The sequence below is a fragment of the uncultured Microbacterium sp. genome, from assembly GCF_947488465.1.
In the GTDB taxonomy this organism is placed as follows: domain Bacteria; phylum Actinomycetota; class Actinomycetes; order Actinomycetales; family Microbacteriaceae; genus Microbacterium.
This window is the reverse complement of sequence record NZ_CANKZA010000002.1, coordinates 517202-529243: the sequence shown is the minus strand read 5'-3', so window position 1 is coordinate 529243 and position 12042 is coordinate 517202. Positions and strand designations below refer to the sequence as shown.

The following is a 12042-nucleotide window of genomic DNA, read 5'->3' as shown; positions in this document are numbered from 1 at the left end:
GGGCCGCACTCGATGGACGATGCGGTGGAAGCCCGCCCTCAACGCATTCGCCATCACCTTCGCCGACCGCTGGCCGGCCGCGGAGACCTACCAAATGAAAATCGCCGGAAACACCGTTACTGAGATAGTCCCCATGGCGATAGGTCAGGAACGGCGTCGGTCCCTGCGCAGGAGGGAGCGCAGAGTCTCGGCGTTCGCGTAGCCGACCCGTAGCGCGATCTCGGCGGAGGTGAAGTCCGTGGTTGCTGAGAGGTGCCGAGCTCGTTCGATGCGAAGCCGTTGGACGAAGCCGAGCGGAGTGAGGTTGAGCGCCGCACGGACTCGTCGTTCGAGGGTGCGCCGGCTGGTGCCGAGCGACTGCGCGACGAAGGCGACGTTGAACGGTTCGTCCAGGCGGGCGCGCACGAAGCGTTCGAACTCGACGACGATCGGGTCCTCGTGCCGGAGATGTTCGTAGGCGACGAAGGCCGCCTGCGACGGACGCTCGTCGATGATGAGGAGCTTGGCGACATGTTGGGCCAGGTCGGGGCTGATCGATCGCACGAGTGAGAGCGCGAGGTCGATGTGGGCGAACGCGGCGCCGGCGGTGACGAGGTTCCCGTCGACCACGACCATGGTGTCGAGATCGAGGGCGACGGTCGGATAGCGCTTCAGGAACTCCGGCCCCAGGAACCAGCTGGTCGTCGCCCTCCGATGATGCATCCGTCCGGTCTCGGCGACAGCGAACACGCCGGTGCACGCCGCGGCGATCCGGGTGGTCGCCTCGTCGAGGCGCCCGAGCGAGGCGATGACCGAACGAGCATCTCGACTCTGGAGGACGTCGTTGGTAGCGGCGGCCGTAAGGGTTCCAAGCGCAGGGACGACGACCACGTCGAACTCTCCGGACTCCGACAGCGGGTGGTCGACCGACAGGGTCATCGATGCCGTCGTGGTCACTCGCCGTTTCGGTCCGAGGATGGCGAGTTCGATCGGTTCGATCCGCGGGTCGACATCGCCGCGGGCTCCGTCGGCCACCCGCACGATGTCGATGATCGACGCGATAGCCGAACCGAGGCAGCCGTCGATCGCGATCAGTCCGATACGCATGACGTAAACAATAGCAATACTGTCGTATACGCCACTCCCCACCGGCCCTCGCTCGTCATACGCTGAACTCATCCCACGAAGAACCCCGACGTCAAGGAAAGTCCCTCATGTCCACACCCGCATCACTTCCGTATGCCTTCGTCGCCAAGATCGTCGCGGCCGATGGACAGCACGACGCGGTCGCCGATCTGCTCGCCGGCGCTGTCGCACTCGCCAACGAAGAAGTAGGAACGATTGTCTGGTTCGCGGTCAGGACCCACGCCGACACCTTCTGGATCTTCGATGCATTCCCCGACGAAGCCGCTCGCGACGCCCACGCCAACGGTGCCATCGTCGCAGCCCTGATGGCCAACCAGCACCTCCTCGGCGCAGCACCCGAGATCCTGGCGGCCGACGTCCTCGCGTCCAAGCTCCCGTAGTCCGCCAACGCACGAGACGATCGCGCCCCGCCGAGCCGTCGCCAGGTCGCTCGGCAACGCCACGCTGCGTTGCCGAGCGGTGCGAGGCCTATCGGCACACGGACAGGATGCCGGCCGCGAGCGCTCAGCCGGCGAGGGGTCCGTCGCAGAGGAGAGCGACGTCGGTGTCGCGCCGCGGCGGAGCCACGCGCGAAGCTCTCGCGCACCGGGCTGCGGTGGGCGCTGGAAGGGATCGTGGTCGCACACCTCACCGTCGCACGTGTCGCCGAGGGACTCGGGGTCGCGTGGGACACCGCCAACAACGCGGTCCTGGCCGAAGGCAAGCGGCTGCTGATCAACGACCCCACGCGGTTCGAGGGCGTGAAGGTCATTGGCGTCGATGAGCACGTCTGGCGCCACACCAGGCGTGGCGACAAGTACGTCACCGTGATCATCGACCTCACCCCGGTCCGCGATGGCGCCGGCCCAGCAAGGCTGCGGGACATGGTCGAGGGCCGGTCGAAGGCGGCGTTCAAGACCTGGCTCGCCGACCGCGACGACGCCTTCCGTGACGCGGTCGAGGTGGTCGCGATGGACGGCTTCACCGGGTTCAAGACCGCCGCTGCAGAGGAGATCCCGGACGCGGTCACGGTGATGGATCCCTTCCACGTCGTGCGCCTGGCCGGTGACGCCCTCGACAGGTGCCGGCGCCGGGTCCAACTCGCGATCCACGGGCACCGTGGGTTCAGGGACGACCCGCTCTACAAGTCGCGGCGCACGCTGCACACCGGCGCGGACCTGCTCACCGACAAGCAGAGCGACAGGCTACGCGCGCTGTTCGTTGATGACGCTCACGTCGAGGTCGAGGCGACCTGGGGTGTCTACCAGCGCATGATCGCCGCCTATCGCCACGAGGACCGGCAACGTGGCCGCGAGCTCATGGAGAAGCTGATCACCGACCTCAGCGCCGGCGTCCCCGGGGTGCTCACCGAGCTCACCACCCTGGGCCGGACCCTGAAGAAGCGAGCCGCTGACGTGCTCGCCTACTTCGAACGACCCGGCACCAGCAACGGGCCGACCGAGGCGCTCAACGGACGGCTCGAACACCTGCGCGGCTCCGCACTCGGGTTCCGCAACCTGACCAACTACATCGCCCGAAGCCTGCTCGAGACCGGCGGCTTCAGAGCGCCGCGGCGGTGAGCGCAGCAATGCTGAGCGTGTTCGCCTGGAACATCGGAGCGATGTACTCGCTGGTGAGCGTCGGCGCGATCATGATCGCCTCATGAATCGGTCCGCTCTCCATCGTGCTCGGCGTCAGCCAATCTCCGAAGTGCAGCGGAGGATGAACGCAGCGTCATCGTCACAATCACTAACGCAGATCGAGGTGTTCTCGCAACGGTGTTCCCAGGGCCCATCGAGGCGCTCCATAGCCCGCTCTTCGCGGCACTTTCGGACACGGATGTCGACGAGCTCGCACGCATCCTCGGCCGGGCCGCCCGTCACCTCCGCGCAAACCCACCCCGCTCCGCGACAACACGCGGCAAGAGATCCTGATCCGGTTCCGTGTCTGTGCGGGCAAAGGCCGGCTACGAAAGTCTTCCTCCGTGCTGCGTCTCCGGCGGGAGTGTGGATGCCGGGATCACCACGACGTCTTGCACCTTCCAGTCGAGGGCGGCGATGTGCTGGCGGGCCGCTTCGATCTGGTCGAGACGCACCCGGTTCCGTTCGGGGACCACGAACGCCTCGACGTGGAACACCTGGCCCATATCGCGCATCCGCACAGATGCCGCCCGCACCCACGGCTGCGTCTCGAGGTCGCGCGCGATCTGATTGGCCAACGGGTGCGGCTTCGTGTCGTCGTGCGTGCGCGCGCGTTGGTCGATCAGATCGAGCACGGCCGAGCGGGAGTTCTTCACGCCGTCCCACACGATGCCGAGTGAGATGAAGAGGGCGGCCGCGCCGTCCAGCCACCACCAACCGATCCCGATGCCGAGCACACCGACGATCGAGGCGACCGTGGTCGTCCAGTCGGCCTTGGCCATGTCGGCATCCGCGTAGAGCACCTTGTTGTGCAGGGTGGGGGCGAGTTTCGCCTTCGCGTGCCCGTAGAAGAACGGCCCCGGCACGACCAGCACCATGACGGCGACCATCAGCCACCCGAGCCAGATCGTGTGCCCGAAGAGCGACACCGTGCCGATCGCGGGATGCGCCGCCGTGACGAGTCCGATCACCGATTCGACCGCGAGGCTCCCGCCGATCGCGAGTAGCGCGACACCCGCGACGAGGTGACCGACACCCATCACCCGGTGCAGTCCGTAGGGAAATCTCCGCGACGGCGGATGCCGGATCACCAGCAGCGACAGCAGAAACGCGATCTGCGGGATGAGCGAGAGCATGTCCTCGATCCACGCGGTCTTCATCGCCTGCGAGCCGCCGACCACGAACGCGATGATCGCGATCGTGACAACGGTGTAGCCGATCGTGAACCACTCCCAGCGGATCGCGCTCGTCAGCGCCCGCCGTTGCTCCGCCGGCAGGTCGGTACGACCCATCGATTGCATCACTTGACCTCGCGATCGAGGTAGGTCTCCACGGCCGATTGCATCGCATTCTCCCCGAGCGGCACGAAGACGACGACTCGCCGGCCGTCTGCTCCGGGCAGGTCGGGGTACCCCCTCGTGACCGACACACGCTCGGACCACGGCGTCGCGTCGGTCATCCCGCCGATCGCGAGATCCAGTTCTCCGCGTTCCAACAGGTCGACGAGGTCCTCTTCGCTGCCGACAGTCCAGGTCACCGTCGCCTCCCGGTCCGCCCCGAACTCCTCGATCACCGACGGGAGCGGTCCGGACACCTCGGCATCCTCACCGACGCCCGTGGCGACCGCGAGCCCGTCGCTCGGCGACACGCCCGCGCGCAACTCTCCTCCGGTAATGCGGTCCAATGTGCCGCGAGGATCGGTCGGCACGCTGATGCCGCATCCGGCGAGCACGGTGACGGCCACAGCCGCGGCGAGCGCACCGCACACACCTCGCAGCGAACGCATCACGAGAGCTCCCTTCGCCGGGTTGACACGACGAGCGTACGCCTGTGTCCGGGGCGTCCGCGCCCCCTTGACGATGAAGGATTTCTCTGGCGCACGCCGGTGGCTAGCACCCTCATCGCACCCTGGCAATCCCCTCCACTCCGCCGCGTTCGCGCCGTAGTTTCGGTGACGACGGAGATCCCCATCGTCATGACCGGCTACTCCCGCCAGAAGAAAAGAGAGCTGACCGCCGCCTTGCGCGACAGCTGAGCATCCGCACCGCCACGAGAAGGAGAACCATGACTCGCGATCAGTACACCCTCGTCGACCCGGCGAAGCTCTACGCCGATATCGAGCCGCAGAAGCAGCGGATGCCGGAGCCCGGGCTCGACGCAAAACTCACGCCGAAGGCGGACCTCGGAGAAGAGACGTACCGCGGCACCGGCCGACTGACGGGCCGGAAGGCCATCATCACCGGAGGCGACTCGGGAATCGGAGCGGCAACCGCGATCGCATTCGCCCGCGAGGGCGCCGATGTCGCGATCTCCTATCTCCCCTCAGAAGAACCGGATGCCGAGCGCATCGCCGGGCTCCTCCGGGAGGCTGGCGCGACCGTGCTCACGTACCCCGGCGATCTGAAGGACCCGGAATACTGCCGCGCACTCGTGGCCAAGACCGTCGAGACCCTCGGCGGTCTCGACATCGTCGTGAACAACGGCGGAAAGCAGATCTTCAATGAAGACCTGACGACTCTCGACGACGAGCAGTTCGACGACACGTTCAAGACCAATGTGTACGCGATGTTCTGGATCACGAAAGCGGCCCTGCCGCACCTGAAGCCCGGCGCGACGATCATCAACACCACCTCGATCCAGGCCTACTCCCCCTCGGACGTGCTGGTCGACTACGCCTCGACGAAGGCCACGATCAACGCGTTCACGAAGGCGCTCGCCCAGCAGGTCGCTCCCCGGGGCATCCGGGTGAACGCCGTCGCACCCGGACCGATCTGGACGCCGCTGCAGCCGACGGACGGACAGCCGCAGGAGAAGCTCGCCCACTTCGGGGAGAACACTCCGCTCGGCCGCATGGGGCAACCGGCCGAACTCGCGCCCGCGTACGTGTTCCTCGCGTCCGCGGAGTCCAGCTACGTGCTCGGCGAGACGCTGAACGTCAACGGCGGCATGCCGACGCCGTAGCCCGCGCGCTCAGTCCTTCTCCGGCGCGGGGTAGGGCTGAGCGGCGAGGAGCTTCGCAAGGTGGGCGGCATGCCGCGCTACCGTCTGCGTGGTGACGGCGACGGTCTCCGGGCTATCGGGGAGGTCGTTGTAGTCGGTCGTGTGCATGGCTTCGCCGTTCCAGTACACGCCACCCTGACTCGCGATCGTGAAGCCGACGTCGCCGAGCCCTTGATAGAGGGCTGCGGTGATGGCGTGGGCGCCATCTTCGTTTCCGACGACGGCGGCGACGGCGACTTTGCCGGCGAGGAGCGGGCGGCCGTCGGCATCCGTTTCGGAGATCTCCGCATCCAACCGCTCGAGCACGCGCTGCGCGACCGAGGACATGTTGCCCATCCAGGTCGGCGTCGCGACGATCAGAATGTCGGCCGCGAGCACTTTCTCACGGATGCCGGGCCACTCGTCGCCCGCGCCCATATCGGCTTCCACGCCCGGCTTCACGTCGAAGTCGACGACGCGGACGATCTCGCCCGACACATCGTGTGACGCGAGCGCGTCGAGAACCTGCTGGGCGAGAAGTTCGCTACTGGATGCGGCGGGCGAGGGCTTGAGTGTGCAGTTGAGCACGAGTGCGCGGATCATTGTGCCTCCTGAATCGACAGGGTGTCAGTCTGCGCGGCACGCGCCGAGCAGTGAAGGGGATTGACCCGAGGTCCGCCGCCGAGTACCCCCGCCTCAGCCCAGAGCGAACCATCCTGGTCCGCCGCCCCGGCATGGCGTTGACTCCCCGGTATGGAGATTCTGATCCTCGGTGGCACTGCCCTTCTCGGCCACGCGGTCGCCGCGGCGGCCCTCCGCGGCGGTCATGCCGTGACGTGTGCCGCGCGCGGGACGGCGCCGGCGCCCGACGCAACGGCGTTCGTCGCCGTGGATCGAGACGACGACGATGCTCTCGCACCGGTGGCCGATCGGGTGTGGGATGCCGTCATCGACGTCTCCCGGCATCCCGGCCAGCTCCGGCGCGCCGTCCGCGACCTCCGAACACAGCACTGGGTGTTCATCTCGTCTCTCAACGTCTATGCCGGTTTCGACCGCCCGGAGCAGGCTGAGGATGCCGCCGCGCTCGCGCCACTCACCGGTCGCCCGCAGCGATGCCGCCCCGCGCCCCGTGCCCGGCGCGGTGTTGGCCGCGCAGGGTATCTCCGCGTGGATGGGACCTGCCTCGCTCCCCCTGTGGATCGACGATCCCGAGTGGCGCTTTTTCGCGACCGCCGATTCATCCGCCGCGACGCGCGCCGGCCTGCGCACCCGTCCGCTCGCGGAGACCCTCGCCGATGCGCTGGCGTTCGAGAACCAGCGCACCGGGCCGCGGCCTGCCGGGCTCTCCGATGACGAGCAGCGCGCGCTCCGCGCTTCGCTCGCCGCCTCGTCGCGCGCTCAGCTGCGGGGGGCGACCGGAAAGTCCGGGTAGACGACCCAGCCGGTGTCGCGTTCCAGCGCGGCAGCGAGGGTCAGCGCCGAGAGTCGGGCGTGCTCGAGGCCGAGCGGCGAGCGCACGTCGATCGCGAGGGGCGGCGGTTCACCGAACTTCGGGATGTCGACCTCGGCCCAGGCCCCGGCATCCAGCTCCACACGCGGACGCGATGTTCCCGCCGCAAGCACGGGGCTGTCTGCGGCGAGCGAGATCACGGCGAGCGCGTCGATCTTCGTGATGGCGACCTGCACGACGAGAGTGGCCACGGCATCCATCACAGCTCCTACAGCTCTCCGGGTTGCATGGCCTGCTCGTCGATCTTCTCGAGGAGCTCACGGGCGGGTGACGCCGCGGCGCCGGGCTTCTTCGGTGCGTAGACCACGAGCGAGTGGAAGACGAAGCGCACGAAGAAGGCGACGACGAGCGTGATCGCCGTCGCGACGACGGCCGAAATGTGACTTGTGGAGACCATCAGCGCGACGATCGGGATGCGGATGACCGCCTCGGCATTGTTGAAGAGGAATGACTTGGCGAATCGCGAGCCGACGCCGGACGCGTCGTGGCGCATGTCGTGGAAGACGAAGCGCTCGATCAGGAGGAAGTTCGCGATGATCGTCACTTCCGCCGCGATGACGGCGGCGGTGATGTACCCGACTCCGGCGGAGGTCAGCGCCCAGACGATCGCGACGTTCGCGACGGCGCCGAGCCCGCCGATGACGGCGAACAGCGACATCTTGCCGAAGCGCAGCGCGGTGAGCTGAGCGAGGAAGTGGATGCCCTGCCTCACCGAGGCCTTCGATTCACCCGCGAAGCGGTCGGCGAACGTGAACGGCACTTCAGCGACCCGCAACGTCTTGCGGGCGAGGATCTCGAGCAGGATCTTGAACCCGCGCGGCTGTAGCCCCTCCAAAGCGATCGCGTTGCGGTCGATGAGGAAGAAGCCGGTCATCGGGTCGGTCGTGTCCTTGAGGCGAATCGGGAACATCGCCTTTGTGAGGGCCGTGGATGCCTTCGACACGAACACCCGGGTCTTGTCGGCCAGTCCCCGCGCCGCGCCGCCGGCGACGTAGCGCGAGGCGACGACGACGTCAGCATCACCCTCGCCGAACCGGGCGTAGAGGTCCGGAATGCTCTCCGGCGGATGCTGAAGGTCACCATCGATGACGACGCAGACCTCGGCGGATGCGGCACGGAACCCTTCGAGGACGGCGCCGCCGAGGCCGCCGACTCCCTCGGCACGGTGGATCACCCGCACCGGGATCGCGGCCTCCGCGGCCACACGGCGGATGACGTCGGGGGTGTCGTCGGTGCTGTCGTCGACGAAGACGATCTCCGCATCGATCCCGGCGACGGCCGCAGTGGTCCGCCGGACGAGCTCCGCGACATTGGGAGCTTCGTTGAAGGTCGGCACGATGATCGACAGGTCGATGGTGTCCCCCTGGGAAACGAGGTCGCCCGCCGGGTCATGGTGACGAGCCCGTCCATCCTTACACCACGACCTGTCGTGCAGGTGTCGAGTTTCACAGGCAACGGTCCAGACGCTCGCTAAGGTGGATCCCGGGACTGCGAAAGGGCAGGTCATGGGGAGATCGAGACGCGCTGGGGCGCGGATCACGCTGGTGGGTGCGGCGTTGTGCGTGCTGCTGCTGACGGGGTGCACTGCCGAGGTGACAGCGGCATCCGCGCCGGCAGCCGAGACCACCGCGCCGACGCCGACCGCGACACCATTGACGGCCGCCGAGCAGCTGCTCGCCGACGCCGGAGACCCGGCGGCCTGCGCGGTCTCGTTCGACCTCGACGGCGTCGCGCTCGATCCCCAACTCCAGACGCAGGATGCGCTGTACTCACTGCTGCCGATCCCGCGCGCGGACGGGCGGGCGTTCGCCGGCTGGTACGCCGATGCCGCTACCGCAGCCGCGGCATCCGCCGACCCGGCCGCGAACGCGGGTAATCCGGCGACCCGCGTCAACGGCTCCGACCTCGTCGCGTGCACGGCGCAGCAGACCACGCTCTACGGTGCGTGGACGAGCGCCGACGCCGTCGCGGAGGAAGACGCCCGCATCCCGATCCTGATGTACCACCAGTTCACTGACAAGCCGGGCGGCGAAGAGGGCTGGTTGCGCGGCAATTTCGCCTACATCGAGGACTACCGCGCGCATATGCAGCACATCAAGGACGGTGCGTTCTACCTGCCGACCTGGGATGAGCTCAGTGCCTTCATCGACGGTGTCCTCTTCCTCCCGGACCACGCGGTCATCATCACCGACGATGACGCCGACCCGACCTGGCTCACGATGGCCGCGCCGATCAACGAGCAGCTACAGCTCATGGCGACCTCGTTCGATATCACGGGCGACGGCATCGCGGAGCAGAACCGGTTCATCCTGCCCCGCTCGCACACCCACAGCATGCACACCGCGGGAGCCAACGGCAAAGGCCAGATGGTGAACCGCACACCCGCCGAGATCGCCGCCGATATGGAGACCTCCGCCGCCGCGCTCGGCGGGGTCAAGGAAGTGGTCGCCTATCCGTTCGGGCACCACGACGAGCGCTCGAAGGAAGGACTGCGGGCGGCCGGGTTCGAGATGGCCCGCACGATCGAGCAGGGATACGTCTCGGTCGGCGCCGACAAGCTCGCACTTCTCTGCATTCGCATCAACTTCGGCATGGGCGTCGGCGACCTCACCGAGCTGATCGGCTGAGCCGCTCGGGGCGAATCGGGGGAGAATAGAGGCATGACCGCCTCCCCTGAGTCCACCATCACGATGTTCGGCGCCGCCTGGTGCCGCGACTGCGTCCGCACGAAGAAGCAGCTCGACGAGCTGGGTGTCGCGTACACCTACGTCGACCTCGAGGCCGAGCCGGATGCCGCCGACGTGGCCCGCGAGATCTCCGGACGTACGAACATCCCCGTCGTCGTCTACCCCGACGCGTCGCACCACGTCGAGCCGTCGAACGCCGACGTCGAGGCAAAACTGCGCGAGCTCGCCCTGATCTGAGCTCGCCGAGCGAGCGGGCACGCTCCACTCGGCACGGCGACGACATCGAGTAGCACCCGCCTCGGGACGGCGTCCCATCGGTCGTATGCTGAGGTGTCCGCCTGCGAAGGAGAGTGCCGTGACCCCTGCTGCGAAGACGGCCGACCCCATCGACCTGCCCCGCGACGTGCGTGAATCTCTGGATGCCGCGGTCTCGGCAGTGCGGTCCGGAGCCCGCACCTGGAGTCTGCTGACACTCGGTCAGCGCCGCACGGTGCTCCGCCGGCTGCGCGCGGCCGCGGCCGCCGTCGCGGAAGAGTGGGCCGATGTGGCGGCAACGTCCAAGGGGCTGGAGCCCGGGCATCCACTCCGCGGCGAAGAGTGGCTGTCGGGCCCGTACGCGGCCCTCGTCGCCCTTGACGCCTACGCGGACACGCTGACCTCTCTGATGGCGGGGGGCAGTCCGCTCGACACCGTGAAGCTCGGCACCGCGCCGGGAGGGCGGACCGTGGTCCACACCTCGCCGCTGTCGGCAACCGACGCACTGTTGTTGTCGGGGTACACCACAGAGGTGTGGCTTTCTCCCGGGGTGACGGCTGCCGACGCGATCCGGCGCGCCGGGCTCGCGCAGCGCACTCCGAGAGCCTCCGGCGGTGTCGGTGTGGTGCTCGGAGCGGGGAACATCACCTCGATCCCCTACCTCGATGTGCTCTACGAACTCATGGCGTTCAACCGGGTGTCGATCCTCAAGGTCAACCCCACGCAAGACGCGCTCGTGCCGGTGTTCGAGCGCGCGCTCGCGCCACTGATCGAACCCGGCTTCCTGCGGATCGTCCGCGGCGGTGGCGAGGTCGGCGGCTATCTGACGCAGCATCCCGACGTCGACCACATCCACATCACGGGATCGGATGCGACGTTCCGCGCCATCGTGTGGGGCACCGGCACGCGCCCGGCCACCCCGAAACTGAAGATCCCGATCTCGGCCGAGCTCGGGGGCGTCGCCCCGATCATCGTGGTGCCGGGTGAGTGGTCGCCGGCCGACCTGACCTATCAGGCCGAGCACATTGTGACCATGCGCCTGCACAACAGCGGCCACAACTGCATCGCCGGTCAAGTGGTGCTGGTGAGCTCGGATTGGCCGCAGCGCGACGACTTCGTCGGCGCCCTTCGCGCCGCCTACAACCGGGCTCCGCGGCGTCCGGTGTGGTACCCGCACAGCGACGCGCGCCTGAATGCCGCGCGCGAGGCCTACCCGGATGCCGCATGGTGCGGCGACGGCACACGCGCCCTGATCGAGCCAGACGGGGCCGAGGCGACGGCGGTCGAAACGACGGAGTACTTCGCCCCGGTGCTCGGGATCATCGATCTGCCCGGAACCGGCCAGGAGTTTCTCGACACGGCGATCGCTCATGCGAACGAGCGGCTGACCGGCACCCTCGGCGCCAACGTCCTGATCGACCCCGAAACCCATGCCGCTCTCGGCATGGACTTCGAGCGCGCGATCGTGGAGCTGCACTACGGCACCGTGGCAGTCAACGCCTGGACCGCATTCGGATTTCTGACCCCGACCGCGACGTGGGGTGCCTTCCCGGGCGGAACCCTGGAAGATGCTCCGAGCGGCATCGGAATCGTGCACAACGCGCTGCTGCTGGACGGCGTCGAACGCACGGTCGTGCGCGGACCCTTCCGGCCCTTCCCGCGCTCGGTCGGGCGAGGCACGTTCTCGGCCCTGCCGAAGCCGCCGTGGTTCGTGACCTCGCGCACCGGCGCCGCCGTCTGCGAGGGCTTCACACGGTTCCGCATCGACGGCAACTGGCCGAAGATGGCGGTCACGCTCGTGAAGGCGTTCGGGGCGTGAGGGCCCGCACCCTCGACGCGGACGACCGTGCACACTCGGCCGCGACCT

12 protein-coding genes and 2 pseudogenes are annotated in these 12042 nt (G+C 68.0%); 8 read left to right on the top strand and 6 right to left on the bottom strand.

Annotation, left to right across the window (positions count from 1 at the left end):
• Positions 1 to 144: 144 nt before the first annotated feature.
• Entirely contained in the window at positions 145 to 1086 is a 942-nt protein-coding gene (locus Q0653_RS07575) for a helix-turn-helix domain-containing protein (RefSeq protein WP_298943892.1), read from the bottom strand.
• Between the two features lie 107 nt (positions 1087 to 1193).
• Between Q0653_RS07575 and Q0653_RS07570 the strand changes: the two genes are divergently transcribed.
• Together Q0653_RS07570 and Q0653_RS07565 are read left to right on the top strand one after the other, a co-directional pair.
• Positions 1194 to 1505 (top strand): antibiotic biosynthesis monooxygenase, encoded by a 312-nt coding sequence (locus Q0653_RS07570; RefSeq protein ID WP_033107114.1) that lies wholly within the window; start codon positions 1194 to 1196, stop codon positions 1503 to 1505.
• A 171-nt stretch (positions 1506 to 1676) separates the two neighbouring features.
• Positions 1677 to 2684: pseudogene (locus Q0653_RS07565) on the top strand (ISL3-like element ISPfr2 family transposase); the annotation flags it as partial.
• Positions 2685 to 3070: 386 nt separating this feature from the next.
• Here the strand turns inward: Q0653_RS07565 and Q0653_RS07560 are convergent.
• The gene (locus Q0653_RS07560) at positions 3071 to 4045 is read right to left on the bottom strand and encodes a cation transporter (protein WP_298943938.1); all 975 of its coding nucleotides are present in this window, start codon (positions 4043 to 4045) and stop codon (positions 3071 to 3073) included.
• Positions 4045 to 4530: a substrate-binding domain-containing protein gene (locus Q0653_RS07555; RefSeq protein WP_261606889.1), complete on the bottom strand. Its 486-nt coding sequence runs from the start codon at positions 4528 to 4530 to the stop codon at positions 4045 to 4047. Before Q0653_RS07555 ends, Q0653_RS07560 begins: the two co-directional genes overlap by 1 nt.
• A 278-nt stretch (positions 4531 to 4808) precedes the next feature.
• On the opposite strand from Q0653_RS07555, the gene Q0653_RS07550 reads away from it, so the two are divergent.
• The gene (locus tag Q0653_RS07550; RefSeq protein WP_298943889.1) at positions 4809 to 5705 is read left to right on the top strand and encodes an SDR family oxidoreductase; all 897 of its coding nucleotides are present in this window, start codon (positions 4809 to 4811) and stop codon (positions 5703 to 5705) included.
• A 9-nt stretch (positions 5706 to 5714) separates the two neighbouring features.
• Here Q0653_RS07550 and Q0653_RS07545 read toward each other — a convergent pair whose 3' ends face one another.
• Positions 5715 to 6326, bottom strand: a complete 612-nt coding sequence (locus tag Q0653_RS07545; protein WP_298943888.1) for an NAD(P)H-dependent oxidoreductase — start codon at positions 6324 to 6326, stop codon at positions 5715 to 5717.
• A 150-nt stretch (positions 6327 to 6476) separates the two neighbouring features.
• Between Q0653_RS07545 and Q0653_RS14060 the strand changes: the two are divergent.
• A pseudogene (locus Q0653_RS14060) lies at positions 6477 to 6620 on the top strand (oxidoreductase); the annotation flags it as partial.
• Positions 6621 to 6795: 175 nt separating this feature from the next.
• Positions 6796 to 7155, top strand: a complete 360-nt coding sequence (locus Q0653_RS07535; protein ID WP_298943884.1) for a hypothetical protein — start codon at positions 6796 to 6798, stop codon at positions 7153 to 7155.
• Here the strand turns inward: Q0653_RS07535 and Q0653_RS07530 are convergent.
• Both Q0653_RS07530 and Q0653_RS07525 read right to left on the bottom strand, forming a co-directional pair.
• Positions 7122 to 7433, bottom strand: a complete 312-nt coding sequence (locus Q0653_RS07530) for a hypothetical protein (protein ID WP_298943882.1) — start codon at positions 7431 to 7433, stop codon at positions 7122 to 7124. The genes Q0653_RS07535 and Q0653_RS07530 overlap by 34 nt on opposite strands.
• Positions 7434 to 7441: 8 nt before the next feature.
• The gene (locus Q0653_RS07525) at positions 7442 to 8587 is read right to left on the bottom strand and encodes a glycosyltransferase family 2 protein (RefSeq protein WP_298943937.1); all 1146 of its coding nucleotides are present in this window, start codon (positions 8585 to 8587) and stop codon (positions 7442 to 7444) included.
• A gap of 151 nt (positions 8588 to 8738) precedes the next feature.
• Between Q0653_RS07525 and Q0653_RS07520 the strand changes: the two genes are divergently transcribed.
• The 3 genes from Q0653_RS07520 (at position 8739) to Q0653_RS07510 (ending at position 11994) form a co-directional block, all read left to right on the top strand.
• On the top strand, positions 8739 to 9860 hold the full coding sequence (locus tag Q0653_RS07520; RefSeq protein ID WP_298943880.1) for a xylanase: 1122 nt from the start codon (positions 8739 to 8741) through the stop codon (positions 9858 to 9860).
• Positions 9861 to 9893: 33 nt separating this feature from the next.
• Positions 9894 to 10157: a glutaredoxin domain-containing protein gene (locus Q0653_RS07515; RefSeq protein ID WP_298744582.1), complete on the top strand. Its 264-nt coding sequence runs from the start codon at positions 9894 to 9896 to the stop codon at positions 10155 to 10157.
• Between the two features lie 85 nt (positions 10158 to 10242).
• Entirely contained in the window at positions 10243 to 11994 is a 1752-nt protein-coding gene (locus Q0653_RS07510; protein WP_298943878.1) for an aldehyde dehydrogenase family protein, read from the top strand.
• Positions 11995 to 12042 lie beyond the last annotated feature (48 nt).